Below are 25432 nucleotides of genomic sequence, written 5' to 3'. Positions count from 1 at the left end.
GGCCGGGCATCGCTCCTTCCGGTCTTTTCCTGCATGACCGTCCTGCGCGGCCCGTTCGGCCGTGCAGGCTTGCGGACTTACGGCGGGTTGAGAGGACGGATATTTGCGGACCCGATCCGTTTTGCCGGCTCGTGCATGATGCGCCGGATGAGTGCGTTCGTTCCGGAATAGTCGGTCCTTGGGAACCGTTCCGAAGAAAGCGCGGCTTCCGTCGATTCGGAAGCCGCGCGGTTTTCTGCGCATATGCGCTATTCGACCGGGTCCGGACGGTCGAGCACGGCGTTGCGGATTCGGGCGTCGGGGCCTTTTATGCCGAGGTAGTACGTGTCGTCGGCGACGGCGTCGATCACGATCCGCCGGGGGGTCCATTCGTCCGTGTCGAAGGCGAGGCTTTCGACCGTTTGCCCGTTCGTCGCGTTCTCGACGAACAGTTCGCCTTTCGAACGGACGTCGGCCGTGAAGACGTGCCGGCCCTTTTTCAGGTATAGTCCTTCGTAGAGGCGTCCCTCGCCTCGGGCGTATCCCGAGCCGTCCTGCTCGCCGGCATCGCCCTCCATCGTCCAGTAGGTGTGGCCGTGCGCGAAGTCGCCGTTACGGAACGTCTCGCTGCTGTGCAGCCCGCAGTCGGTGATAAAGTTGGTCGGCCTGATGCTCAGCAGGTCGCACGGGCTCAGGTACTCGTTGTTCACGATACGGAAGTTCTTGACCGGGGCGTAGTCGTTCTCCTCCGTGTTGTCGAAAGGCTTGCCGTCGAACGGATTGTCGCACCATGTGCCGACGGAGTATCCTCCCATGAGCACGTTGTCGTAGACGTTCACGTTATCGGTTTCCTGCTTCTGCTGGTCGGGGTTCGTCGAGCCCCAAGGAATCAGCGCGATGGCCTTGCCGCCGCCCGAGTTGATATAACTGTGGCACACCTCGACGTTGCGCACCGAGCGGTCCCAGTCGTTGTCGCCCCACCACCAGACGCCTCCGCGCGGATCGGCGTAGCTGCTGGTCATTACGATGCCGTCGTCGTTCGACTCGAGGAAGATGCGGGCCACCTTCACGTCGTGCGTGCCGATGCTCAGGCCGATGCCGTCGCCGCTGACGCATTTCACCTCGTGCATCTTCACGTTGCCTATGAACAGGTTCTCGCAATAGTAGAACGACGTGTGGTAGTTGTTGGTGCGGACGATCTCGACGTCGCTCAGCTCGATGTTGCGCACTTTCCAGAATCCGATCGGGATCACGTGGATACGGTCCGTGCAGACGCGGGCGTAGTGGTCGAGCCTCGGATCGACGCTGTACGTGTCGAGCGAGCGGATTTTGCCCTGTCCGGTGATCTTGACGTTCTCGATGTCCTTGCCTTGGATCAGCGGCAGGTTCACGTACAGACTGTGCGTCCACGGAACGCGCGGTATCACGACGTCGTGGCCGTAGGCCGGAGCGTAGGAGTAGTCGCTTTCGTCCTGCGACTGCCACAGGATCGCGCCCTTTTCGATGTGCAGGTCGACGTTGCTGCGCATCATCAGATGCGTGGCAACGTAGCGCCGTTCGTACAGGGATCCGCTGTCTCCGGGCAGCACGACCCGGCCGCCACCTCGAGACGAAACGTCGTCGATGGCCGCCTGAATGCTCCGCGTGTCGTCGGTGAACGCATCGCCTTTCGCGCCGTAGTCCAGCACGCTGACGCTCAGCTCGGGCAGTTCGAACGAGTAGGGGTTGTCCGTAAAGTCGCGCCAGTTCTCGATATAGAAGTAGGGCGCGATTTTCAGGTAATCGTCCGGCCCGTTCAGCGCGACGGCCAGCAGCCGGCTGCTCAGGTGCGTCATTTTCTCGTTCCGTTTCGTCGGAATGTCGTCGATGACGAACTGCCGGTCGAGCGGACCCTCGTAGAGCTTTTTCAGTTTTTCGATACCCCGGTCGCCTTTGTACATCGGCGCTTCATAGACGGCGATGCGGGCGTATTTCGATGCGTATTCGGGCGAAATCGTGCCCCGGATTTCGATCCGCTCGGGCGTAGCCGTACAGCGGTCGATGCTGCCTGCGAAAGGTTCCAAGACGGTTTCCTGCTCGAACGTAATGCGGTCGATCGACAGTTCGCCCGCACCTCCGAGCGGTTCGATGCGGAAACCGGTCAGAGCGCCTTCGGCCTGCGGCAGATCGGAAAAATTGAAGAAATATCCCTTTTGGGGCGAGTTCGGGTCGATATCGAAAATTTTCGATTTTTCGTCGTTATAGACGGAGTCTTTCGCCGTGACGAAGCGAATGCGGAGCCGGTCGGCCGGACTGCGGTTCTCCATGACGAAGAACATCGTGTTGCGGTCCTCGAGCTTCGGATTGTAGATGCCGTTGCGGCTTCCGGCGAGCGACGGCGTACTGAGCGAACCTCCCTCGTCGAACGCGAACTCCAGCGTTCCGTCGCCCTGAGAAACGGCGCCCCCCTCGGCCGTGAACAGCTCGGTCGAACCTTTGAGCCCGAACGACAGGTCGATCGGTTTGCCGGCCTCGAATCCGTCCAGCTGGTAGAGCGCGTTTTCCCATACCGAGTCGCTGGCGTTGCAGAGCGCGAACTCGACCCGGTCGATCCGGTCCGCGAACGGGCACTCGCTCAGATCGAAGATAGTCACGTTCCACTCCTTGGGCGTCACTTTGGCCATGCTTTCGAATTTCCGTCCGCCGCGGCCGACCGTCAGCCGGACGTAGTAGTCGGCCCCGTAAGCTCCGCCTTCGGTATGGACGGCGAACGACACGAAAGGCGTATCGCTCAGGTCGAGTCCTTCGGGATATTCCCGGAAGACCGTTCTCCAGCGGTTGGCGGGCATGTCGGGACCGCTCACCTGCAGGCAGTGCGATCCTTCGTGCAGGCGTCCCGACCAGGTCGGTGCCGAGGCGATCAGTTGGAGCGAGTCGGCGTTCTCGCCGCAGACGAATCCGTCCGCGCCGTCGTTGAATCCGGCCAGAGGGCGCGTCTCGGTCAGCGAGCATTTTTTGGAGCAGTTGTTCGGCGTGGCTCCGGTCTTTTCTTCGGACCGGCAGGCCGACAAGACGGCGAGAGCCGCTACGGCGAGGGCGGCGGCGCGCCCCGTTCGGGTGGAGAAAGTCATGGGTAGAGAGTTTGGTTAGTATTCGACCGTCCGCATATCGTGCGGCGGTTCTCCGACGAAGTTAAGCATTTTGATCGGAAAATGAAAATCGCCGCGATACCGTGCCCGGCGACAAGAAACCGAACGCCCGCGATCTTTCGGCCATCCTTCCGTCGGAGCCATGTCCGAAGGGGAAACCTTATGCCGTCGGGCGGACGGAACCGGCGCCGTCCGTACGGTTCTGAAATCAAGGATTCCCGGTTTACCGTACCGGCCGTCGGGTTTTCGACGCTTCCGGTTTTACGGCACGAAGTTCCCTCCGCCGAAGGGAACTTCGCGGTAGGGTCTGGCCGGATGCGCGGCCTATGGCTGCAAGCCGCGGCTGCTGGCGAATATGAATGTACCGGGAGCGAGCGCTCCCGGTACATTGGAAAATATGGGTTCTCTGATTGTTTTGCCGTCGGCGCGGCCGAGCGGCTTCTCGGTATTCCCGGGCGCTCGAAACGGTCCGGGCGCTCCGGATACCTGCCGCCTCCCGGAAACGGTTCCTGCGGCTCCGGTCAGAATTCGCTGGTGAAGTGGAACCGGATGCCGGGAAACTTTTCCTGAGCGAGCGACAGCGCGTAGGACGTGTCGGCCAGAAAGACCTCGCGGCCGTGCTTGTCGAACGCCATACTGTTGAACTTGCGCTTGCGGAAGTCGTTCATCTGCTCCTCGTCGTCGGACTCGACCCAGCATGCCTTATGAATTTGGATCGGCTCGTAGCGGCACTTGGCGCCGTATTCGTGCTGCAAACGGTACTCGATGACCTCGAATTGCAGGGCTCCGACCGTGCCGATGATCTTGCGCCCGTTCATCCGGCTCGTGAACAGCTGCGCGACGCCTTCGTCCATCAGCTGGTCGATACCCTTGGCCAGTTGCTTGAACTTCATCGGATCGGCGTTCTCGATGTAGCGGAACAGCTCGGGCGAGAAGCTCGGAATGCCGGTGAATCGCAGCGTCTCGCCTTCGGTGAAGGTGTCGCCGATCTTGAAGTTACCCGTGTCGTGCAGCCCGACGATGTCGCCGGGGTATGCCTCGTCGATCACCGATTTTTTCTCGGCCATGAAGGCCGTGGGCGACGCGAACTTGATCGTTTTGCCCGAAGGCACGTGCAAGTAGGGCTTGTTGCGCTCGAAGCGACCCGAGCAGATTTTCAGAAACGCGATCCGGTCGCGGTGGTTCGGGTCCATGTTCGCATGAATCTTGAACACGAATCCGGTCAGTTTCTCCTCGTAGGGCGACACGTCGCGCTGGAGCGTATGCGACTTGCCGGGCGACGGCGCGATGCGGACGAAGCAGTCGAGCAGCTCGCGGACTCCGAAATTGTTCAGCGCGCTGCCGAAAAAGACCGGCGCGACCTCGCCCTTGCGGTAGCTGTCGAGGTCGAACGGAGGATAGACGCCTTCGACGAGCTCCAGGTCGTCGCGCAGGTGCTGCGTGAACGGATTGATGTACTCGTCGATCGCCGGGTCGTCGAGCTTTATGTCGAGCGTCTGTCCTTCGGCCGTCTGCCTGTCTTCGGCGAAGAACAGCGAAAGCCGGTCGGCGTACAGGTCGTACACGCCCTTGAACGTCGGACCCGTGCTGATCGGCCAGGCCAGCGGCCGGACCTGAATCTTCAGCTCGCGCTCGATCTCGTCGAGCAGGTCGAACGGGTCCTTGCACGGGCGGTCGAGCTTGTTGACGAAGACCATGACCGGCGTGTTGCGCATCCGGCATACTTCCATCAGCTTGCGCGTCTGCGTCTCGACGCCCTTAGCGCCGTCGATCACGATGATCACGCTGTCGACGGCCGTCAGCGTCCGGTAGGTGTCCTCGGCGAAGTCCTCGTGGCCGGGGGTGTCGAGGATGTTGATCTTGACGTCTCCGTACTCGAAGCCCATGACCGACGTGGCGACTGAGATGCCGCGCTGCCGCTCGATTTCCATGAAGTCGGACGTGGCTCCCCGCTTGATCTTGTTCGACTTGACGGCTCCCGCCACATGGATCGCGCCGCCGAAGAGCAGCAGCTTTTCGGTCAGCGTCGTCTTGCCCGCGTCCGGGTGGCTGATGATGGCGAAGGTTCGCCTACGCTCTATTTCCTGTTTCAGTTCCATCGTTTTTCTTTGTCGTTTGCCGGTTTACGGCGTTTGCCGCGCCGCGATTCTGCCGCTGCGCTCCGGACGACGATCCGACCGTGTGTCGCCCGATTCCTTTTGTTCTCTGTCGCTCGGCGGGAAAAGGGGCCCGTTTTGTTTCGCCGGCCTTATCGTCGGTCTCGACCGCCCGGAAGAGATTCTGCCGCAGTCGGCCCGCAGGCGGACGGCCGTTCCCCGACGGGATTGTCAGACGGCCGCCTCGTTCCGGCTCGGCGGTTTCGTAATGCCGTACCGTCACTCGGCCGTTTCTGTATCGCGCGCTTGGCCGGCCATGATCCAGCGGAGCCCGCCGAGCACCTGCTCGCGGTAGAGCGTATCGGCATAGTCGGACGGGCGGTGTCCTGCGGCGGTGTACCAGATCCGGCCGCCGTCGAACTCGCTGCACCAGACGGCCGGCAGGCTCGGCGACATCACTTCGGGCTTCGGCCCCGAGCCCCAGTCTACCCCGGCCGTTTCCCACACGGCCAGTACGCGGGCCTGCGGGTCGAGCCGCTTGAAACAGTACAGCTCGTCCTCGGTTGTCAGCGTATCGGGAAGCATCGAAGCGGAGGGGTGGGTCCGGTCGACGACTTTCATCGTCAGACGCTGGAGCGGGGGATGAAAGTCGAAGCGACCGCCGATCATCCGCGTGAACCAGGTCCAGTCGTTGTCGGTGCAGGTCGCTGCGTGCAACCCGGCGAATCCTCCTCCGCGCCGGATGAAGCGCTCGAAGGCCGACCGCTGCGCGGAGTCGAGCCCGACGTAGCTGGCGTTCGCGTAAACGATCGCATCGTAGCGTTCGAGCGAGTCGTCGCAGAAGACGCGCTTGTCCGATGTCGTGTCGGCTGCGAAGTCTTCCTGCGCGGCCAGCTCGAGTATCATGGCGGCCGAGGCCGCGATATTTTCGTGCACGTAGCCTTCGCCGTGACCGGTGAAGACGAGTACGCGCTTGCCTCGCAGGTCGGCGGTCCGGTTGTCGGGGCCTTGTGCGGAGCAGCCTGCCAGCAGGCAGAGCGAGGCGATCAGAGCGAATCGGGTTTTCATTGGATCGTCGGTTGAGATGGTCAGATTTCGACCGGTTTGGCCGGATAGTCGATCGAGTAGTGCAGGCCTACGCTCTCGTGGCGCGCCTCGGCCTGCTTGATGATCAGGTAGCCTACGGCGATCATGTTGCGCAGCTCGCACAGATGCTGGCTCAGCGTGGACTTCAGGTATAGCTCCTCGGTCTCCTTGAAGATGATCTCGAGCCGCCGCTTGGCCCGCTCGAGGCGGACGTCCGAGCGGACGATGCCCACGTAGTTGGTCATGATCTGCTGCATTTCCTTGTAGTCCTGCGTGATCAGGGCCATCTCCTCGGGTACGGCCGTACCTTCGTAGTCCCATGCCGGGATATCGCGCTGAAGCTCGATCGAGTCGATGACCGAAATGGCGTGACGGGCCGCCGCGTCGGCGTAGACGGCCGCCTCCATCATCGAGTTCGACGCGAGCCGGTTGCCTCCGTGCAGTCCGGTCGACGAGGCTTCGCCCAGCGCATACAGGCGACGGATCGACGATTCGCCGTTGAGGTTTACCTTGATACCCCCGCAGCAGTAGTGCGCGGCCGGGACGACGGGGATCATGTCTTTGGTCAGGTCGATGCCGATCGACAGGCACTTCTTGTAAATATTCGGGAAATGGCTCATCACCTCTTTGGGGTCCTTGTGCGTGATGTCGAGGTAAACGAACTCCTCGCCCGAGATCTTGAGCTCGTGGTCGATGCTGCGGGCTACCACGTCGCGCGGAGCGAGCGATCCCATCGGGTGGTACTTCTGCATGAACTCCTTGCCGTTCTGCAGTCTCAGCAGGCCTCCGAAGCCCCGCATCGCCTCGGTGATCAGGAACGACGGGCGCTCGCCGGGATTGTAGAGCGAGGTGGGGTGGAACTGGATGAACTCCATGTTCTCGATCACGCCCTTGGCCCGGTGCACCATCGCCACGCCGTCGCCCGTGGCTACGGACGGGTTGGTCGTCGTGTGGTAGATATTGCCCACGCCGCCGGTCGCCATGACGGTCACTTTGGCCAGCACGGTGTATATTTCGTGTTTCTTGAGGTTCAGCACGTAGGCTCCGAAGCAGGTGATGTCGGGCGTGCTCTTTTTGACGAGCCGGCCCAGGTGGTGCTGCGTGAGGATGTCGACGGCGAAATGGTGCTCGTAGATGTCGATGTTGTGGTGGCGTTTGACGCGTTTCATCAGGGCGCGCTCGATCTCGTGACCGGTCAGGTCGTCGTGGTGCAGGATGCGGTGCTCGCTGTGCCCGCCCTCGCGGTTCAGATCGTACCGTCCCGACGCGTCCTTGTCGAACTTGGTCCCCCACTGGATCAGCTGTTTGATGACCGAAGGGGCGCGCGTGACGACCTGCTCGACGGCCGCCGGGTCGCAGATGCCGGCCCCGCAGACCATCGTGTCGCGGATGTGTTTCTCGAACGTGTCGGGCTCGTACATGACCGAGGCGATGCCGCCCTGCGCATAGTCGGTGTTGCACTCGCCCAGCTCGCCCTTGGTGACGATCGTGACCCGGCCGTATTCGGCCGCTTTCAGCGCAAAGCTCAGTCCGGCGATGCCGCTGCCGATAACCAGAAAATCCGTTTCGATGTTCATATGCCTTTATAAAATCAGCTTCTTGAATTCCTGCTCGCTTCCGGCAAAAACGTTCCGGTCGACCTTTCCCCGGATGCCCGGCAGCGAGTGCGAGTCGGTATGCTGCCATATCCGCCATTTTATCCGCGGACAGCCCCGGTAGTCGGCGATCCACAGCGTGTACCGGTCGGGGCTGAACTCTTTTTTCAGATAAGTCTCGTAGAAGTGGGTCGAGCAGTAGATGATCGGGTCGGCGCCGTAGTACCGGCGGATTTCGTCGCAGAACGCCTTCGCCTCGCGTACGGAGCGTTTCGGGTCGGTCATGAAGCGGTGCTGCTCGATATCGAGCACCGGGAGCAGGTTGCCTTTTTCGAGGCGGGCCGTGCGGATGAAGTTGCGGGCCTGCTCGCGGCCCGGCGTGCGGTGCCCGAAAAAGTGGTAGGCGCCCCATGTAACGTCCGTCCTTTCAAGCTCGCGGCGGTGCCGGTCGTAGGTCGGATCGACGATCAGCGTGCCTTCCGTAGCCTTGATGAATACGAACCATGGCTTTTCGTGCTCGACGACTTTCTCCCAGTCGACGTTCTGCTGGTGGCGCGAGACGTCCAGTCCCCAGACGGGAAAGTCGTCCGCGGTTTTCTCGCGGCATGACGCGAGCGCCGATAGCAGCAGCAGGAAAAAGAGACCCCTGACGTTTCGCATGGACAAGTGAAATTACACCAAAATGCAAAGTTACAAAACAGTTTCGGTTTTTACGTTTCGTCGCGTCGTTTTTCTCCCGAAACGACCGAGATGCCGCTGCGCGGAATGCCGTGCGCATGTCCGGAATCAATGTTTCCGCGGGCCCGGCGCTCGTTCGGCTTTGCGGAATTTATCGGACGGAATGCGGCCCGGCCGGCCCGGTGCCGTCGTATTTCCGGGTCGGGCGCGCATATGGAGAGCGGTATCGAAAGCGCGACCGCCGACCGCGATGCGCTTCCCGTATTGACCCGGATTGTCCCGGCGGAGGTTTTTTCGGTCCGTTATAGTTATTTTTACCGATAAAAAAGGTAGCTTTGCAGTCCGGGCGTTTCATAGGCGTCCGGGCCGGTATTTCGACCTGCGTTTAAACTAACGATCCCGTAGATGATGAGAAAGTTCGTGTTTTGTTTGGCCGTGTGTTCGGTATGGGTTACGCAGGGAGTGTGCGGCAGCGGCGTCGAAATGCCCGCATTGTCCGACGACAGCCTGACCGTCGACATGAACGAGGTGGTGGTCACGGCGACGCGGACGCCCTTGCCGCTGAAGAATACGCCGGTCATCACCCGGGTCATCACTTCCCGCGACATCGAGCGCAGCGGGGCCGTTACGCTTCAGCAGGCGCTCGAACGGGAGCTGGCCGGCGTGGAGTTCCATCAGGCGGGCTACGGCTCGTCGCTGTCGTTTCAGGGGCTCGATTCGCGCTACGTGCTTTTCCTGCTCGACGGCGAGCGGATCGCCGGAGAGACCTACGGCAATATCGACTATTCGCGCATTCCGCTTTCGATCGTGTCGCGCATCGAGGTGGTGCGCGGTGCCTCGTCGGTCCTGTACGGATCGAATGCGATGGGGGCGGTCGTCAATGTCATAACCAAAGAGCCCCGCCATAAATACGAGGTCACGGCTTCGCTGCGATACGGCACGCCCTACCAGCGCAACGGCGGCGATTCGCTGGCGGGAAACGCGTCGGCGAGGGACTCGCGCGAGTATCGCAACAAGCTCGATCTGCCGAACCTGAATGCCGACATGACGTTCGGGGTCAATCTGGGCAAGTTCCGTTCGCTGACCGCCGTGGCCTATCGGACGAGCGACGCCTACAGACTGGTCGGCACGCGCGACGAGGTGCGCCATTACAAGGAGCTGAATATCATGCGGCCGAAGATGAACGGCTCGCGTCCGGAGATGGACCCTTCGACCGGCATGCCCGTATTCGTCGTCGGGCGGACCGTCGCCGATACGACGATCAGCGTGGGACCCGATTCCCGGGGACTGAGCGTCAGCGGCTGGCGCGACCTGAACCTCAGCCAGCGGTTCGACTACGAGCTGTCCGACCAGTTCCGGTTCCAGCTTTCGGGAAGCTATTTCGGCAAGAAACGGTTCGATTTCAACGGCAGCATTCTCGACGAGAATCCGCTGGCGAATAACAGCAAGCCGTGGACCTACGAATCCTACAGCGGGTATAACGTCAAGGCGCTGATGGAACACTCGCCCGACGAGCGCAACAAGATTTACCTCTCCTACGTCCGGGACGAGTATTTCCGCGATCTGGACAGTCTGTCGGGCGTCACGGTCCCCAAACAGCGTCACACCTACAACGTGCCCCGGCTGCTGTGGACGCTCGACGCGGGCAGCGCGAACCGGCTGACTACGGGGGTAGAGTGGGTCAACGAGCAGCTTCGGTTCGACATGAACCCGTCCGGTTACGACGACCGCAAAAGCATGAATACCGGTTCGCTCTACGTACAGGACGAGATTCTGAGCGGCCGGCCGCTCAGTTTCGTCGTCGGCGTGAGGGGCGATTACAACAATCATTTCGGCTGGAGCGTAACTCCGAAGCTCTCGGCCAAGTACGCTTATCGCGATTTCTCGCTTCGGGCCAACTACGCCAGAGGTTACAGGACTCCCTCGCTCAAGGAGATGTACATGGATTTCACCGTTCCGATTCCGGGTCAGACCTCCGTCATCCGGGGCAACGACCGGCTGCGCAGCGAGAGCAACCATTACGTTTCGCTGACGGCCGAGTACAACCGCAGCGGACTGAACCTGTCGGCTACGGTCTACAACAGCTATTTCCGCAACAAGATCGACGTGCGCGGGCATATGGAAGGGACGACGACCGTCCTGCAGTACGAGAATATCCGGCGCAGCGAGTTCAGCGGTCTCGAGCTGATGGGCACGCTGCGGGTGACGACCGGCCTCTTCGTGAGAGCCAACTATAACTATGTCTACCAGAGCGACGATGCGCCAGAAAGCTCGACTCAATACATATTCCCGAGTCCTCATACGGCCGTGTTTCAGGTCGACTACGGCTTCGACGTGCGCAAGTGCCGTATCGGCATCGACGCGACGGTCCGCTACGTGGGGGCCAAGACTTACGAAGACTTCATGCCGATCGTGAATCTCGACTTCCAGTCGATGCAGAACATGAAGTATTGGAGCGGAACCTATACGGCCCGTCATAAGGGATACGCCGTGTGCAACGCGGCGGTCAATGCGTCGCTGCCCGAGGGCATGACGCTGACCCTCGGCGTGGACAATATCTTCGATCGCCGTCCCTCGGTCGTCAACTTCAATTCCGATATCACGGCCCGCCGCAATCTGTTCGTCCGGCTCGCCTACGCGTTCGGATGCGATTGACCGCTCGGCGACATGGGGCGGAAACGGGCGGAGTCTTTCCGCTCCGCGTCTGCGCATTCGATCCGGTCTTGCTCAGGGTGCCGGATCGTTTGGCATGGCGTGACACGGTCGGCCGTTCTATTGTCGGATCGCTTGTCGCGGCGTTTTTGTCTGTAATTTCTCTCCGAAGAGCCGGAACAGCCCGTCTGCCGACGATACCGGCGCGATAGAAGACGGTATGCTCTCGGTCGGAGCGCGATCTGCCGGAACCCGACGACACCCTGCCGGGAAACGTCCGCCGGCGGTCGGATTACGCATCGTTGCTCGCTCGCGGGGGAGGGTTTGGGGTATGCTGGTAGTGTCGCTCCGTCTTTCCTTGTTTTGGACTTTTATGTTTTCTTTTTATCCCCTTGTTTCATAGAGATCGTTTGCGCCGATTTCCGTGCCTCGGTGCATATGTTTTACGTCCCGGTCCTCGATTTTCGATGCTTCCGGTTTTTCCGCATGAAGTTCTCTCCGGCGTAGGGGATTTACGGTAGGGGGCCGATCGGACACGCGGCCTGAGGTTGCAAGCCGCGAACCGCGGATATGAAGATTCCGGTTGCGAATGCGCTTGATACATCGAGATATATAATTGCCTCCCGGAAAAAATTGTTCCGGCGGGCTGTCCGGAGTACGGCTCGGAACGGAATCCGGCTCTGCCGGGGCGGGTCTCCTTTCTCCGTCGGTTCGGGCTGCCGGATCGGGCCGGACAGGGCGAAAAGCGAAGCGTGCGATGCGAAACGGGCACTTTTTTTGCTCGCTTCACCGCGTCACTCAAAATCCGGCTTATGAACGATTCGGCTTCGCTTCCTCACTCTTCTTCCCCGGCCTCCGTTTCGTCCGTCCCGGCGGACGACCCGCGCCGGCACGGGCTGCGACGGGACATAAAGAGTATTCTGAACGTGCTGGTGCTCTTAGGCAGCATCGTCGTGATCGTCAGCCTTTCGCTCGAGGTGTTTCACGGTGCGGCCGAGAGCTATTACCGGCTTTACATGCGCGTGCAGTTTTGGGTCTGCATCGTGTTTCTGGTCGATTTCTTCTACCGTTTTTTCCTGAGCCGCCGCAAGTGGAGGTTTTTTTTCGGCAACCTGATTTTTCTGCTCGTGTCGATACCTTATTTGAATATCGTCGACGCGTTTCATCTGAGCCTCTCGGCCGAGGCGTATTATCTGATCCGTCTGATGCCGCTGGTGCGGGGCGGGTACGGACTGGCCATCATGGTCGGGTGGATCGCCCGGAACCGGGTGACCAGCCTGCTGATTTCTTACGTGCTGATGATTTTCGCGCTGAGTTATTTCGCCAGCCTGGTATTCTACTCGCTCGAGCATACGATCAATCCCATGGTCACATCCTATGGGAAGGCCCTTTGGTGGGCGTTCATGAACGTGACGACCGTCGGGTCGAACATCGTGCCCAAAACCGCGACGGGCGAGGTACTCTGCGTCGTGCTCGCTGCGGCGGGCATGATGCTTTTCCCGATTTTTACGGCTTACATCACGGCCCGTTTCCAGCCTCACAGGCAGAAAAAGCAGGACGACGACGCGCCGGCCGCATGAGTCGGGGGCCACGGAATACGCACGTCGTCCACACTCCCGCCCCTGTAAACGGAGCTGAAAACGGCTGTTGTAGGTGAGGGCGACGGCTCGAGACCGTTCCCCGGGCGACCGAGGGACTACGCTTTCAGCGCGCGGATTTGCTGCGGGCCGATTTGGGTGAAATCGTCGATCAGCAGGTCGTAGTCCGACAGATCCTCGCGGCGGAACGTCGTGGCGACGCCGATCACGGACATGCCGGCCCTGCGGGCCGCCTCGATGCCGACCGGGGCGTCCTCGGCCACGATGCACTCGGCCGGAGCGAGACCCAGCTTGCGAGCGGCGAGCAGGTACACCTCCGGGTCGGGCTTGCCCCGGCTGATCATGTCGCCGTTGGCGATCGCGTCGAAATACTTTGCGATACCGCAGCGCTCGAGCACGAAGTTGACGTTCGGAGTGTTGCCCGACGAGCCGAGACCGACCAGAAAGCCGTCCGCCTTCAGGGCGCGGAGAAAATCCACCAGTCCTCGGGTCGGGGCGATCGTCCTCTCGAAGATCTCGCGGTAGGTCTCCTCCTTCTCGCGGGCGATCTGCCGCCAGTCGGTCCGGCGGATCACCTCGGGCATCAGCCGTTCGAGGATCAGGTCGTTGGTCATGCCGAACGACGGCATGAATTTCTCCCGGTCGAACGGAACGCCGTACTTCCGGCAAATGATTTCGAACGCTTCGATGTGCGCGTCCCGATTGTCGACGAGCACGCCGTCCATGTCGAAGATAACTCCCTTTATCATGGCTTTTCCTGTTTTTTCGCCGCAAAGATAGCCGTTTTCGGCGATTTCGGACAATCGTTCCGGCCGCCCTGCCGCAGGATGGTTGCGTGTCCGCGGCGAATTGGCTATCTTTGCATGACCCATACCACAGAAGTGCGCCATGAACGCGATACCGGAAAAAACGATCGAACGCCTGAGCGAGTACCGCCGTACGCTGCTCGAGTGCCACGCCCAAGGCATCCAACATATATTCTCGCATGTGCTGGCCGGCATACACGGCATTACGGCCGTGCAGGTGCGGCGCGATTTGATGCTGATCGGTTTTCAGAGCGACACGAAAAAAGGATACGACGTCGAGGTGCTGATCGAGTTCATCAGTTCGATTCTCGACGGGAAAAACGTCGTGAACGTCGGCGTAATCGGGATGGGAAACCTGGGACAGGCGCTGACCAAATATTTCAACGGACGTCGCTCGAAGCTGCGCATCGTCGCGTCGTTCGACGTCGATCCTCAGAAAGCCGGACATCGCATCGACGGGATTCCGTGCTATCCGATGGCCGATTTCGAAGAGCTGGTGCAGAAGCACGACATCAAGATCGTGATCCTGTCGTCGCCTACGTCGATCGCCTCGCAACTCGTCGTACCGATCATCAATGCAGGGATCAAGGGCGTACTGAACTTCACGTCGATGCCGCTGAACTTCCCTCGCGGGATTTTCGTCGAGAACTACGACATCACGACGTTGCTCGAAAAAGTGGCCTATTTCGTCAAGGAGGCCGAGGAAAATTCCGATTCGTCGTCCGAATAGCCAGAGACCATGCTGATTCACCGCAATTTCGACAGCCTGCCCCCGATTCGCCGTCCCGCCGCTACGATCGGTTCCTACGACGGGGTGCATGCGGGGCATCGGGCCATTCTGGGCCGGATCGCGGACATCGCGCGCGAGCGGGGAGGGGAGAGCGTCGTGGTGACGTTCGATCCGCATCCGCGTTCGGTGGTGGGAAGCGCGCCCGTCATGCTGCTCAATACGTTGCCCGAGAAGCTGGCGCTGCTCGCCGGTACGGGGATCGACCATGCGGTCGTCGTCGATTTTACGCCCGAATTCAGCCGTCTCTCGACGGAGGAGTTCGTGGAGCGCGATTTGGTGGGGCGCTTGCACGTCGATACGCTGCTGGTAGGGTACAATCATCATCTGGGACGCGACAAACGGGGCGATTTCGACTCGCTGTCGGAACTCGGCCGACGCTCGGGCTTCGATGTGCGGATGATGCCTCGGCAGGATGTGGATGCGCACAAGGTCAGCTCGACGGTGATCCGGGGGCTGGTGGCAGGAGGCAACCTCCGCGACGCGGCCCGCTGTCTGGGCGCGCCCTATTTTCTGAGCGGCCGCCTTGCCGCCGACGGGACGGTACTCGGCGTGGAATCCGGCAAGCTGTTGCCTCCGGCGGGGGAATACGCCGTGCGGGTGGGCCGGGATTTTTCCGATGAGGGAGCGGATGCCCGGCTTACGATCGGACCCGGCCGCGCTCTTCGCTTGCACGGCGGCGAGGAATGCCTCGTCCCGGGAAACGCGGTCGTGACGTTCCTGTGACCGCGTGACGCGGCGACAAGACGGCCGAGGAAGCTCCGCTCCGTTCGGGCGGCGGTTCGCAAGCCGGGCCGGATAACGGGCATGGTGCGTTGCGGATCGGCCGGTTTTCGAGAACGGATGTTGAAATCTCGGTAAAATGACAGGACGGGCGTTGTAATTCGTCGGAATTTTGTTAATTTTGCCCAAATTTTAATATCCCAAAACCATGTCGTTCCTTGAAGATAAAATTCAGACCGAGGGCCTGACTTTCGATGACGTACTTCTGATCCCCGCCTACTCCGAAGTGCTGCCGCGCGAGGTCAGCATCATTTCCCGCTTTTCCCGCAACGTTCAGATCAACACGCCGATCGCTTCGGCGGCCATGGATACGGTGACCGAGGCCGAAATGGCGATCGCCATCGCTCGTGCCGGGGGTATCGGGGTGATTCACAAGAATATGACGATCGCCGAGCAGGCGGCCCAAGTCCGCAAGGTGAAGCGCGCCGAGAACGGCATGATCTACGACCCGGTCACCATAGGCAAGGACAATACGGTCGGCGACGCGTTGCAGCTGATGAAGGAGAATCGCATCGGCGGCATTCCGGTCGTTACGCCGGAAGGCGTGCTGATCGGTATCGTGACCAACCGCGACCTGCGTTTCCAGCGCGACATGTCGCGCCGCATCGAGGAGGTGATGACCAAGGAGAATCTGATCACGACGCATAATCCCGACCTTCAGACCGCTTCCGATATCCTGCTGCAGAACAAGATCGAGAAGTTGCCGGTGGTGGATGCCGGGGGCCGTTTGGTCGGCCTGCTGACTTACAAGGACATCACGAAAGTGCAGGCCAATCCGAATGCCGCCAAGGACGACAAAGGGCGCTTGCGGGTGGCCGCCGGGGTCGGCGTGACGTATAATACGATGGAGCGCGTCGGCGCGCTTGCGGAGGCTCAGGCCGACGTGATCGTGATCGACACGGCTCACGGCCATTCCAAAGGCGTGATCGACATGCTGCGCCGCGTGAAGAAGGAGTATCCCGATCTGGAGGTAGTCGTCGGCAACATCGCTACGGGCGAGGCCGCCAAGATGCTCGTAGCTGCCGGGGCCGACGGAGTGAAAGTAGGCATCGGTCCGGGGTCGATCTGCACGACGCGCGTGATCGCCGGCGTCGGCGTGCCCCAGCTTTCGGCCATTTACGACGTGGCCAAGTCGGTCGCCGGTTCGGGCGTTCCCGTGATCGCCGACGGCGGACTGCGCTATTCGGGCGATATCGTCAAGGCGATCGCCGCCGGAGCCGACGCGGTGATGGCCGGGTCGCTGCTGGCCGGCGTCGAGGAGTCGCCCGGCGAGACGATCATCTACAACGGCCGCAAGTTCAAGTCCTATCGGGGCATGGGCTCGCTCGAGGCGATGCAGCACGGCTCGAAGGACCGCTATTTTCAGGATATGGAGGACGATGTCAAAAAGCTCGTCCCCGAGGGAATCGCCGCCCGCGTGCCTTACAAGGGTACGTTGGCCGAGGTCGTCTACCAGATGGTCGGCGGCCTGCGGGCCGGTATGGGCTATTGCGGCGCGAAGGATATCGAGGCGCTGAAGAAGGCCCGGTTCATCCGGATCACCAATTCGGGTATGCTCGAAAGCCATCCCCACGACGTGAGCATCACGCGCGAGGCACCGAATTACAGCCGGGGCGAGTAGCCGGAACGCGGTCCGCGACCCGGGATTGGAGGGAACGCATGGCGGCCGGTCGCCGGATTGCCTGCGGTTGCCGGCGCGGCAGAGGACCGGGCCGTTGCCGTTTCGGTCGACGGGCGCGACTTCCTGGCAGACCGGCTTCCCGGGACCGAGACAGGCCGCGACGAGGGATTTGCGGACCGATTCTGTTCGACTGGAGCGCGCAGCGTTCACGGGACAGTCGTTCCGGATGCAAGGAGAAGCGGCTGGTTATGACCGGTATGGATGCTGTCCATCCGGCAGCGGTCTATGTCCGGCCGGTCGAATTTTTGGTTATGAAAAACGATAACCGATATGGATAACCGGGAGTCGTCGACAGGCGGCTCCCTTTTTGCTTATAAACGATGATTACCCGAGACATTCCGATCCGCGTGCGCTATTACGAAACCGACTGTATGGGTTTCGTCCATCATTCCAACTATGTGCGCTATTACGAGACGGCCCGTACCGAGATGCTCCGCGAGTTGGGTATGACCTATCCCGAGCTGGAGGCGCAGGGAATCATGCTGCCCGTGATCGATGTGCAGAGCCGCTACGTGTCGCCGGCTTTCGACGACGATCTGCTGACGGTCCGGGTGACGTTGACCGAGATGCCGAAAGTGAAGATGCGCTTCGATTACGAGGTTTTCCGCGAGAACGGGGAACGGATCAATACGGGCTCGGTGACGCTGGCGTTCATGAATGCCGCGACGAAACGGGCCTGCCGGGCTCCCGGCTCGTTTCTGGAGCGGTTGAAGCCCTATTTTTAGCGGAAACTTTCCGTGCAATACCTACCGTAAAGCAGGATGGGAAGCGGAGCTACGGCCGGTCCTTTCCGTCCTTGTTTATGCGGCAGACCCCCGGAGGTCCGGTCGACGCCGCGATGGTCGGAAGCGGCTTCCTCTTTTATCCGTCGGATGCCGTTTCTACCGCATACCGGCCCGAGCGGCCTCGTATGCCGGTTCCTCCGTTCGCATGCCGCCGGCCGGTCGAGTCGGGCTGTCGGCGGTTATAGTTCCATTCTGAGCCGAACCATGTCCCGGCACTCGATTCCGTTTTCGTAGATCGGCTCCGGGTAATGCCTGACGAAATAGTCCTTTTCGATCGACTCGATCGAAAAGCCGCAACGCTGGTAAAGCGCCAGTTGGCCGATCCCTGCGTTGCCTGTTCCCACTTCGAGTATACGGCACTCCGCCGCGCGCGCCCTTTCTGCGGCATGGGCGATCAGCCGGGTGGCGATGCCTTGCCTCCGGTACGGTTCCGCGACGCAGAGATTGACCAGTTCCATGGTGAAAGGACGGGTTCGCAGCAGAACCGATACTCCGACGGTACGGCCTTCGATCCGGGCTATGTAGCATGAACCCCGTGCGATGTAGTCGGCGACGGCTTCGCGCGAGGGGTCGGCCTCGTACAGCAACTCGTAAGGGATCGCTTCATGCGGGCCGGTCTGTTCGATCGTCAGGTCGATTTCCATGTTCGCTCCGTTTTCCGCGAAGATAGCCATTTTTGCCGAGTTCGATACTCGAAGCCGGTCTTTGCATGCTTACGGAGGATTCTCCGGCGAGCTCGCCTTTTCCGCGTGGAAGCGCATGCCGGCACGACCCTCCTGCCTGAGCGGTTTTTCGTCCCGTCCCGGCGTGCGAAAGCCTGCCGACGCTCCGGCAGGGATCACTCCTTGCCGGAGTCTTTCTTGCCGGTCGGTTGCTTGCCGGGATCGGAAGCGGGGTCGGCTTCGGCCCCTGCCCCTGCCTCGACAGACTCTCCGGCAGAGGCGTTTTCTCCGGCGGGCGAGGCCAGCCTCCTGATTTCGCGGATGCGGCGGATCAGTTCCTCCTGCATCGGGACGATGTACTGACGCGCTTGCATCATCCCGACGAACAGAGCCGACCACGAGGCGAGCACCTCGATGACCTGACGGCGCTCTTTCTGCGGCACGTCGTTTTTCATCAGAAAATAGCCGCAGGCCCGGTGTATCGTGGTTACCTGATCGAATGCCGCGTGTTCGTTGAGCGTCGTGAACAACCTGCTCATTCTCTGGCTCGTCGTATGGAGCTTCCACAGCCATGCGTTCTCGCTTTCGGGATTCTCGGGAGGCGAGCAAAGCCGGTGGGCCAGCTCGAGATAGAATTTTTTCAGATTGTCGTCGGCTACCGCCTGTTTTTTCGAGGAGACGGCGGAAGCTTTTTTTGCAGTACTCATGATTGCTGGGTGATTTACGGTTATAATTTTATAGTAGGATGTTGTTTCGTGCTGAACGGGCCGGCTTTCTCGTTCCGGAGGCCGGAGATCGCTTCCCTTCTCCGATACGAAAGGAAGCATACGCACTTTAAAAATATGGAAAAAAGTCGAAATAAAAAAATATCTTGCTGAAAACTCGGAAATTGCATCCTGTCGGGACGCGGGATAGCGTTCCTTCCGTTGCGGATGAGGTTTCGGCGGCGGGGAGAGCGCGCCGCTTTCCGCCGCCGGCCGTGTCAGTCGGCTGAAAGCCTTTGTATGTCAGTTTGTCAGCTTCCGGTGCAGTGGCACATTAATTGTTCTGGCAAAGTCATGTTGAAAATTAATTCGTAAAAGCACATACAGTCATGCAAAACGGCAAAATTGGCGTAACGACCGAAAACATCTTTCCGGTCATTAAGAAATTCCTCTATTCGGACCAAGAGATTTTCCTGCGCGAGCTGATCTCCAACTCGGTGGACGCGACGCAGAAGCTCAAGACGCTCTCCTCGACGGGCGAGTTCAAGGGCGAGCTGGGCGATCTGACGATTCGCGTGAAGCTCGATCCGGACAAGCGCGTGCTGACCGTGTCGGACGAGGGAATCGGCATGACGGCCGAGGAGATCGACAAGTATATCAACCAGATCGCTTTTTCGGGGGCGGAGGAGTTTCTCGAGAAGTATAAGAACCACGCGATCATCGGGCATTTCGGCCTCGGATTCTATTCGGCTTTCATGGTGGCCGACAAGGTGGAGATCGTCACCCGCTCCTATAAGGAGGGCTCGAAGACGATGCGCTGGACGTGCGACGGCTCGCCCGAGTACGCGATGGAGGAGGCGTCCGAGGAGCGAGGCCGAGGTACGGACGTGATCCTGCACCTGAGCGAGGAGAGCAAGGAATTCGCCGACAAGGGCCGCATCCGGGAGATACTGAAAAAATATTGCAGCTTCCTGCCCGTGCCGATCGCGTTCGGCAAGAAGGAGGAGTGGAAGGACGGCAAGTACGTCGAGACGGGCGAGGACTACATCGTCAACGCCACCGATCCGCTATGGACCAAGAAGCCGACGGACATTACGCTGGAGGAGTACATGGAGTTCTACCGCACGCTCTATCCGATGGCCGAGGACCCGTTGTTCTATATTCACCTGAACATCGACTATCCGTTCAATCTGACAGGCATTCTCTATTTCCCGAAGATACGGAACAACTTCGAGATACAGAAGAACAAGATCCAGCTCTATTCGAACCAAGTGTTCGTGACCGATTCGGTCGAAGGCATCGTGCCCGAGTTCCTGACGCTGCTGCACGGCGTGATCGACTCGCCCGACATCCCGCTGAACGTGTCGCGCAGCTATTTGCAGAGCGACTCGAACGTCAAGAAGATTTCGGGCTACATCACCCGCAAGGTAGCCGACCGGCTGAGCGAGCTGTTCACGCAGCACCGCGACGAGTTCGAGAAAAAGTGGGACGATCTGAAGATTTTCATCGAGTACGGCATCATCACCGACGAAAAGTTCGCCGAGAAGGCCGCCGACTTCACGCTCGTGAAGAATACCGACGGCAAGTATTTCACGCTCGCCGAGTACAATGCGCTGGTCAAGGAAAACCAGACGGACCGTCACGGCAACGTGGTCTGCCTGTATACGACCGATCCGGTCACGCAGAACGCATTCGTCGAGGCGGCTCGCGGCAAAGGGTACGACGTGCTGACGATGGACGGCCAGCTCGACGGTCATTTCATCAGCTGGTTCGAGAACAAGAATGCCGGTACGCGTTTCGTGCGTGTCGACGCCGATGTCGTCGAGCGGCTGATCGACAAGGAGAGCGATCTGAAAATGGCGCTCAGCACGGCTCAGCAGGACCTGCTCCGTCCGGTGTTCGAGTCTCAGCTTCCTCCCGAGGAGAAGGTCCGTTACACCGTCGCTTTCGAGCCGATGGACGAGAGCCGTCCGCCGGTAGTCATCACCCAGAACGAGTTCATGCGTCGGATGAAAGACATGGCGGCGATGGGTGGCGGCGGCATGCAGTTCTACGGGCAGATGCCCGATAACTTCAATGTGGTGGTCAACGGCAACCATCCGCTCGTGGCCGAGATTCTCGGCGAGGTCGAGAAGAGCTACGGGGACCGTCTGAAGACGATGAACAAGAAGCTCGACGCGGCCTTGTCGGAGCAGAATGCCATAGAGGAGAAGCTCAAGGACAAGAAGCCCGACCAGCTGACCGACGAGGAAAAGAAATCGCGCGAGGAATCCTCGGCCAAGGTGGATAAGCTGCGCGGCGAGCGGACGGCCCGCCTGACCGAAATCGGCAAGGAGAACAAGCTCGTCAAACAGGTGATCGATCTGGCCTTGCTGTCGAACGGTATGCTCAAGGGCGAGAACTTGACGAACTTTATCCGTCGCAGCATCGAGCTGATCGAAAAATAGCCGTCGATCTGCTGCCGGAACGGCGGGGCGGGGCATTCGACCGAATGCCCCGCTCTCGTTGTTTTTATCTGTCCGCTCGGTGTTCGTCCGGGCGCTGCCGCTCGGGTGTTATTCGCTCCGTTACGGCCGTGTATCGGACGGGGTTCCGCTATCCTCGGGCCGTTATCCATGCGAAGGTGCGGCTGTCCGACAGGCGACGGACCGGGCGATCCCGTTGCCGGGGTATCCTCGGCGGAGGTCGATGTCTTTTCGCCGGATAAGAAATGGGGCGGTCTCGTACACTTCGTGCGGTCAAGGCTGCAAAAAAGCGAGCTGGATTCTCTCGAAAAAGAATCCGGCTCGCATCCGGCTGTACGGAATGCCGCTAACGCGACCGGCAGCGGATACGGATGGCATGCGCTGACCGCGCCGCAAGAAAGAATCCCGGTTCCGGTAGCGGCTTTTAATCCAGCGTGAAGGAGAAATGGTCGTAGGGTTCCGTGCGGAGCGATATGCCGACCGTCGAGGGAATGATGCCCAGCAGCGGAGAGAACGTGTGTACGGTGACCGTCCGCCCGTCGGGATGAAACTCGAGCACGCGCAGCCAGCCGTCGCCTCCGTTTCCTTCCCAGCCTCCTCCTTCGGCCTGGGCGTTGAACATCATCTGGTGCACGTTGCGTCCCGCGCGGTTCTTGTCAGTGCGGAAACCTACGTGTCCCCGGTGGCTCATGTCGTCCACGACATGGCCGCACAATACCATCGACGAGTTAGCCGAGGGCTCGATCAGTTCCCGCCACAGCGCGTCGCCGAGCGTGACGTCGGTCAGGGTGGGGTAATCGTTCTGCGAGATCAGGCTGTTGCCGAGCACTTCCGAGTTCATGTAGCCGTGAGTGAGCCAGATGACCCGGTGATCGCGGTACTCGGGACGCGCGACCAGTTCGCGGGCGGCCTCTACGATCGCGCGGCGCGGCTGAAACTCGAGCGATACGATCAGATAGTTCTCGCCCGTCGGCGCCTTGAACTCGTACCATGCGTTCTCGATCGTCTTGACGCCCGCCGCATTCTCGAACATGCCGGTCAGCAGCTCGGCGTACCGGCTATCGCGGTTGGGCGGGAAATAGGAGTTCAGCTGGCTGTACCGGTTCTCGGAGCTTTTGTAGCCGTAATCGTGGTTGCCGGTGCACAGAATGTAGGGAATCGTGTCGTCGAGCATGCCGAACGAGCGCGAGACGGACTCCCACTGCTCGGTCGACGGCTGGTCGCCGGGCCAGCCGTCGCCTCCCGACACGGTCCGGAAATTCTCCTCGACCATGTCGCCCGTGCAGAGTACCAGACGGATATTCAGCCGCTCGACGTTATACCGGATCCAGCGCGTCATCACTTCCAGCAGCGGCTGGTTGTAGCCGTACTTGACATAGGATTGCGGGTCCGGTAGCAGCACCATGCTCCACGAGGCGCTGTCCTCGAGCATCAGCGGTTCGACTTTCTGGGCCCGAGCCGTCAGGCACGGACCGCTCAGCAGGGCAAGAAGCAGGAGAATTCGGATAGGTTTCATTCGTATCGTGTTTTTAAGGTAATCGTTTCGGTTTTGTCATGGGTCGGGCCCTGCCGGTCTCTGTGCGGTTTTGTCGGGAAGCGGTATTCTTCCGTAGGAAAGAGGTACCCTCGCTGTCGGCCTGTCGGTCGCGGGGAGAGGATGTCTTCCCGGTGGACATTCGGCTCCGCGACCGTATCGGAACGCTTGCCGGAGCCTTGGGTGAGCAGGGTCGGGCGACCGTCTGCCTGAGACAAGAGAAGCGCCGGATTTTTGCGATGCCGGCCGTTCATTTTGAGTCTGCACGGCGGTTCGCGGCTCCGCGGGAACTACCTGACTTCGATCGTATAGTTGTTATTGTAGCATACCAATGCCCATTCGCCGTTCTCGAACTTACGGCCGGGAGCTTTCTGCACGAAGCGGTAAGGGGTCTGCAACAGCGGTAGCTCGGCTTCGTTCAGATACCGTACGAAATCCGATCCGTGCAGCTTGACCGTCCCGACGAAAAGCTTCGTCACGTCGTATCCCCGGTATGCGTAAAGGCTCGGAATCGAGCCGAAGTCGGCAATGTAACGGCGGTCGAAGTTCAGAACTCGCTGATTGCCCCGGTCGGCGTGGTACGAGGTGACGTAACGCAGGTTCAGTTTGAAAAAGAGGTTTTTCTCGATGTTGCGGAACCGGGCCCAGCGCGACGAACCGACGACGCGGATCGAAGGGTTGAGGGCGCTGCGCGCGATCAGACTGTTCTGGATCGAGCTGATATAAGCCAGAATGGCGTCGGTCGTCGTTTCGTCCGATGACAGCACGACGATCACGTTCTCCTTGTCGCCGCTCAAGACGTTTTCCAGCGCGCTTCCTCCCATGCCCTTGGCGTAGTGCAGCCGGTGGGCGGTTCCGGGCAGCAAAGGCAGTATTTCCTGTTGGAACTCCGTGTCGTTTTGGGCGGCCGATATGACGACCACGTTGTTCGTGTCCGAGAACAGTCCCCTGAGTTTGTCGTACTTCGATGCCGCATCGGGAGCCGCTTGGAACAGCAGCGAATGATCGGCGCTCTCGATCGCGCCGAGCGGAGATACGGCCGGGATGCCGTACCGGGCGGCGAAATCGGCTACCGGCGTGAAAGTCTCGTCGTAGACGGGGCCGACGATCAGGTCGGCCTCCCTGAGTTCGGGACGTTGCAGCAGGGTTTGCGTTTCGGTTACCGAACGGCCCGTGTCGAACAGGTCGAGCCGGGCGGATACGCCGTTGCCTTTCAGATCGCTCAGCGCGAGCAGAGCCCCTTGGTAGAATTCGAGAAACTGTCTGTTCGGAGTCCCGTCGGCCTGCAGCGGCAGCAGCATGGCGACGCGTACCGGCGCATTCGCATCGAATCGCTTGACCGGCCGCTCGCCCGCCGTGGCGTCCGGCAGGGGCGGCGTATCGGTCGGGAAGACCGGTCCCGTACCGGGAATGCCCGCATGTGGGTCGCTCTCGCTCGGATATTCGGACTGCGGAGCGACGGGTATGCGCAGGATGGAGCCTACCTTGAGCCCGTCCCGGAGGTTTGCCTCGTTGTACCGGACGATCGAGTCGACGGGCAGTCCGTATCGCTTGCCGAGCGAGTAGAGCGTTTCCCCGCGTGCGACCATGTGGTGCGTGAAACGATCCGAAACGCTGTTGAGCGCGTCCTTGTACGATTCGATCTGCTCCTTGATCTCGGCGTGGTCGCTCGACCCGACGCTCGATTTGCGGATGTTGATCTGCTGGCCGATCGACAGGTGCGTGGGGTCGAAGCCCTCGTTGTCTTCCATCAGCACATCGAGTCCCACGCCGTACCGCTTCGAGATGGAGTAGGCCGTCTCTCCCTGATTGACCGTATGTATCTCGAACAGTCGCTTTTTCTTCCGTTCCGAAAGGGGCTTCTGAGGCTCCTGCCGCACGACGGGAATCTTGAGTACCTGTCCCGTTTTCAGGCCTTCGGCCGTGTGCGGGTTGTTGCGGCGGATCGCTTGCTCGTCCGTGCCGTAGGCTTTACCGAGCGAGTAGAGCGTTTCCCCGGGCTCGACCGTGTGCACGTAGTAGCTTTCGCCTGCGATCGTGACCATGCTCTCCGACTTCCGGGTTTGCGCGCGGGCCCACGAAAAGCCCAATAGAATGCAAAGCAGCAACCAAGCTGTTTTTTTCATTTTCGGTTCTATTTTCTGCAAATATAGGAAAAAGTCACGATCGTTCGTCTTGCCGGGTGCGCGCCTTTCTTCGCACTTATCGGGCTGCGCCCGCCTGATGCCCGATGCGAATTTTGCGGGCGCTTGTTTTGCGGAAAGGCCTGTTTCCCGCGTTGCGGCCGTGCGTCCGGGAGAAATACCGTTTCCGGAGCGAGCCCGGCGGCATATCTGTCCTCTGTTCGGCAGAGTTATGACGCACCTTTCCCTAAGTCGTTCGAAGGACCGTTCTTTCCTACCTCGCGGGATAT

17 protein-coding genes are annotated in these 25432 nt (G+C 60.4%); 7 read left to right on the top strand and 10 right to left on the bottom strand.

What is annotated here, in order from left to right; genetic code table 11:
• Nucleotides 1-248 precede the first annotated feature (248 nt).
• The 5 genes from NQ491_RS03565 to NQ491_RS03545 form a co-directional block, all read right to left on the bottom strand.
• Nucleotides 249-3089 carry a glycoside hydrolase family protein gene (locus tag NQ491_RS03565; protein ID WP_019244684.1) on the bottom strand — a complete coding sequence of 947 codons (2841 nt, stop codon included), beginning with the start codon at nucleotides 3087-3089 and terminating at the stop codon, nucleotides 249-251.
• 539 nt (nucleotides 3090-3628) lie between these two features.
• Nucleotides 3629-5206, bottom strand: a complete 1578-nt coding sequence (locus NQ491_RS03560) for a peptide chain release factor 3 (protein WP_019244686.1) — start codon at nucleotides 5204-5206, stop codon at nucleotides 3629-3631.
• A 276-nt stretch (nucleotides 5207-5482) separates the two neighbouring features.
• Nucleotides 5483-6271 (bottom strand): ThuA domain-containing protein, encoded by a 789-nt coding sequence (locus NQ491_RS03555; RefSeq protein ID WP_019244687.1) that lies wholly within the window; start codon nucleotides 6269-6271, stop codon nucleotides 5483-5485.
• Nucleotides 6272-6291: 20 nt separating this feature from the next.
• Nucleotides 6292-7866 (bottom strand): L-aspartate oxidase, encoded by a 1575-nt coding sequence (nadB, locus tag NQ491_RS03550; protein ID WP_019244688.1) that lies wholly within the window; start codon nucleotides 7864-7866, stop codon nucleotides 6292-6294.
• 6 nt (nucleotides 7867-7872) lie between these two features.
• A complete protein-coding gene (locus NQ491_RS03545) occupies nucleotides 7873-8544 on the bottom strand; it encodes a glycoside hydrolase family 25 protein (protein WP_019244689.1) in 672 nt (223 codons plus the stop codon).
• A 423-nt stretch (nucleotides 8545-8967) separates the two neighbouring features.
• Here NQ491_RS03545 and NQ491_RS03540 point away from each other — a divergent pair, with 423 nt between their 5' ends.
• Together NQ491_RS03540 and NQ491_RS03535 are read left to right on the top strand one after the other, a co-directional pair.
• The gene (locus tag NQ491_RS03540) at nucleotides 8968-11217 is read left to right on the top strand and encodes a TonB-dependent receptor plug domain-containing protein (protein ID WP_019244691.1); all 2250 of its coding nucleotides are present in this window, start codon (nucleotides 8968-8970) and stop codon (nucleotides 11215-11217) included.
• Nucleotides 11218-12026: 809 nt separating this feature from the next.
• Entirely contained in the window at nucleotides 12027-12794 is a 768-nt protein-coding gene (locus NQ491_RS03535; RefSeq protein WP_019244692.1) for a potassium channel family protein, read from the top strand.
• Between the two features lie 116 nt (nucleotides 12795-12910).
• On the opposite strand, the gene NQ491_RS03530 is transcribed toward NQ491_RS03535, so the two are convergent.
• A complete protein-coding gene (locus tag NQ491_RS03530; protein ID WP_026089469.1) occupies nucleotides 12911-13561 on the bottom strand; it encodes an HAD family hydrolase in 651 nt (216 codons plus the stop codon).
• Nucleotides 13562-13700: 139 nt separating this feature from the next.
• Between NQ491_RS03530 and NQ491_RS03525 the strand changes: the two genes are divergently transcribed.
• The 4 genes from NQ491_RS03525 (at nucleotide 13701) to NQ491_RS03510 (ending at nucleotide 17594) form a co-directional block, all read left to right on the top strand.
• Nucleotides 13701-14348: a redox-sensing transcriptional repressor Rex gene (locus tag NQ491_RS03525; RefSeq protein WP_019244694.1), complete on the top strand. Its 648-nt coding sequence runs from the start codon at nucleotides 13701-13703 to the stop codon at nucleotides 14346-14348.
• Between the two features lie 9 nt (nucleotides 14349-14357).
• A complete protein-coding gene (locus NQ491_RS03520; protein ID WP_019244695.1) occupies nucleotides 14358-15131 on the top strand; it encodes a hypothetical protein in 774 nt (257 codons plus the stop codon).
• Nucleotides 15132-15336: 205 nt separating this feature from the next.
• Nucleotides 15337-16809, top strand: coding sequence for an IMP dehydrogenase (gene guaB, locus NQ491_RS03515; protein ID WP_019244696.1), 1473 nt, complete (start codon nucleotides 15337-15339; stop codon nucleotides 16807-16809).
• Nucleotides 16810-17189: 380 nt separating this feature from the next.
• Complete coding sequence (locus NQ491_RS03510) at nucleotides 17190-17594, top strand: acyl-CoA thioesterase (protein ID WP_019244697.1); 405 nt, start codon at nucleotides 17190-17192, stop codon at nucleotides 17592-17594.
• Nucleotides 17595-17833: 239 nt separating this feature from the next.
• Here NQ491_RS03510 and NQ491_RS03505 read toward each other — a convergent pair whose 3' ends face one another.
• Both NQ491_RS03505 and NQ491_RS03500 read right to left on the bottom strand, forming a co-directional pair.
• On the bottom strand, nucleotides 17834-18298 hold the full coding sequence (locus NQ491_RS03505; protein WP_026089470.1) for a GNAT family N-acetyltransferase: 465 nt from the start codon (nucleotides 18296-18298) through the stop codon (nucleotides 17834-17836).
• 194 nt (nucleotides 18299-18492) lie between these two features.
• A complete protein-coding gene (locus NQ491_RS03500) occupies nucleotides 18493-19023 on the bottom strand; it encodes a hypothetical protein (protein WP_019244700.1) in 531 nt (176 codons plus the stop codon).
• A 386-nt stretch (nucleotides 19024-19409) separates the two neighbouring features.
• On the opposite strand from NQ491_RS03500, the gene htpG reads away from it, so the two are divergent.
• Complete coding sequence (gene htpG / locus NQ491_RS03495) at nucleotides 19410-21467, top strand: molecular chaperone HtpG (RefSeq protein WP_019244701.1); 2058 nt, start codon at nucleotides 19410-19412, stop codon at nucleotides 21465-21467.
• Nucleotides 21468-21909: 442 nt separating this feature from the next.
• Here the strand turns inward: htpG and NQ491_RS03490 are convergent, their stop codons facing one another.
• On the bottom strand, nucleotides 21910-23001 hold the full coding sequence (locus tag NQ491_RS03490) for a metallophosphoesterase (RefSeq protein WP_019244703.1): 1092 nt from the start codon (nucleotides 22999-23001) through the stop codon (nucleotides 21910-21912).
• A gap of 308 nt (nucleotides 23002-23309) precedes the next feature.
• Nucleotides 23310-25145, bottom strand: a complete 1836-nt coding sequence (locus NQ491_RS03485) for a LysM peptidoglycan-binding domain-containing protein (protein ID WP_019244704.1) — start codon at nucleotides 25143-25145, stop codon at nucleotides 23310-23312.
• Nucleotides 25146-25432: the final 287 nt, after the last annotated feature.

Origin of the sequence: Alistipes ihumii AP11 (genome assembly GCF_025144665.1) — a bacterium.
Lineage (GTDB): Bacteria > Bacteroidota > Bacteroidia > Bacteroidales > Rikenellaceae > Alistipes_A > Alistipes_A ihumii.
Note: the sequence above shows the minus strand (reverse complement) of the source record. Positions and strands in the feature narration are given on the sequence as shown.

Bases quoted from the DNA above. Each gene is read 5' to 3' on its own strand.
- nadB (WP_019244688.1), bottom strand. From the start codon at position 7,866: ATGAACATCGAAACGGATTTTCTGGTTATCGGCAGCGGCATCGCCGGA.
- NQ491_RS03565 (WP_019244684.1), bottom strand. From the start codon at position 3,089: ATGACTTTCTCCACCCGAACGGGGCGCGCCGCCGCCCTCGCCGTAGCG.
- NQ491_RS03545 (WP_019244689.1), bottom strand. From the start codon at position 8,544: ATGCGAAACGTCAGGGGTCTCTTTTTCCTGCTGCTGCTATCGGCGCTC.
- NQ491_RS03530 (WP_026089469.1), bottom strand. From the start codon at position 13,561: ATGATAAAGGGAGTTATCTTCGACATGGACGGCGTGCTCGTCGACAAT.
- NQ491_RS03555 (WP_019244687.1), bottom strand. From the start codon at position 6,271: ATGAAAACCCGATTCGCTCTGATCGCCTCGCTCTGCCTGCTGGCAGGC.
- NQ491_RS03500 (WP_019244700.1), bottom strand. From the start codon at position 19,023: ATGAGTACTGCAAAAAAAGCTTCCGCCGTCTCCTCGAAAAAACAGGCG.
- NQ491_RS03490 (WP_019244703.1), bottom strand. From the start codon at position 23,001: ATGAAACCTATCCGAATTCTCCTGCTTCTTGCCCTGCTGAGCGGTCCG.
- NQ491_RS03535 (WP_019244692.1), top strand. From the start codon at position 12,027: ATGAACGATTCGGCTTCGCTTCCTCACTCTTCTTCCCCGGCCTCCGTT.
- NQ491_RS03485 (WP_019244704.1), bottom strand. From the start codon at position 25,145: ATGAAAAAAACAGCTTGGTTGCTGCTTTGCATTCTATTGGGCTTTTCG.
- NQ491_RS03540 (WP_019244691.1), top strand. From the start codon at position 8,968: ATGATGAGAAAGTTCGTGTTTTGTTTGGCCGTGTGTTCGGTATGGGTT.
- NQ491_RS03510 (WP_019244697.1), top strand. From the start codon at position 17,190: ATGATTACCCGAGACATTCCGATCCGCGTGCGCTATTACGAAACCGAC.
- NQ491_RS03525 (WP_019244694.1), top strand. From the start codon at position 13,701: ATGAACGCGATACCGGAAAAAACGATCGAACGCCTGAGCGAGTACCGC.
- NQ491_RS03520 (WP_019244695.1), top strand. From the start codon at position 14,358: ATGCTGATTCACCGCAATTTCGACAGCCTGCCCCCGATTCGCCGTCCC.
- htpG (WP_019244701.1), top strand. From the start codon at position 19,410: ATGCAAAACGGCAAAATTGGCGTAACGACCGAAAACATCTTTCCGGTC.
- guaB (WP_019244696.1), top strand. From the start codon at position 15,337: ATGTCGTTCCTTGAAGATAAAATTCAGACCGAGGGCCTGACTTTCGAT.
- NQ491_RS03505 (WP_026089470.1), bottom strand. From the start codon at position 18,298: ATGGAAATCGACCTGACGATCGAACAGACCGGCCCGCATGAAGCGATC.
- NQ491_RS03560 (WP_019244686.1), bottom strand. From the start codon at position 5,206: ATGGAACTGAAACAGGAAATAGAGCGTAGGCGAACCTTCGCCATCATC.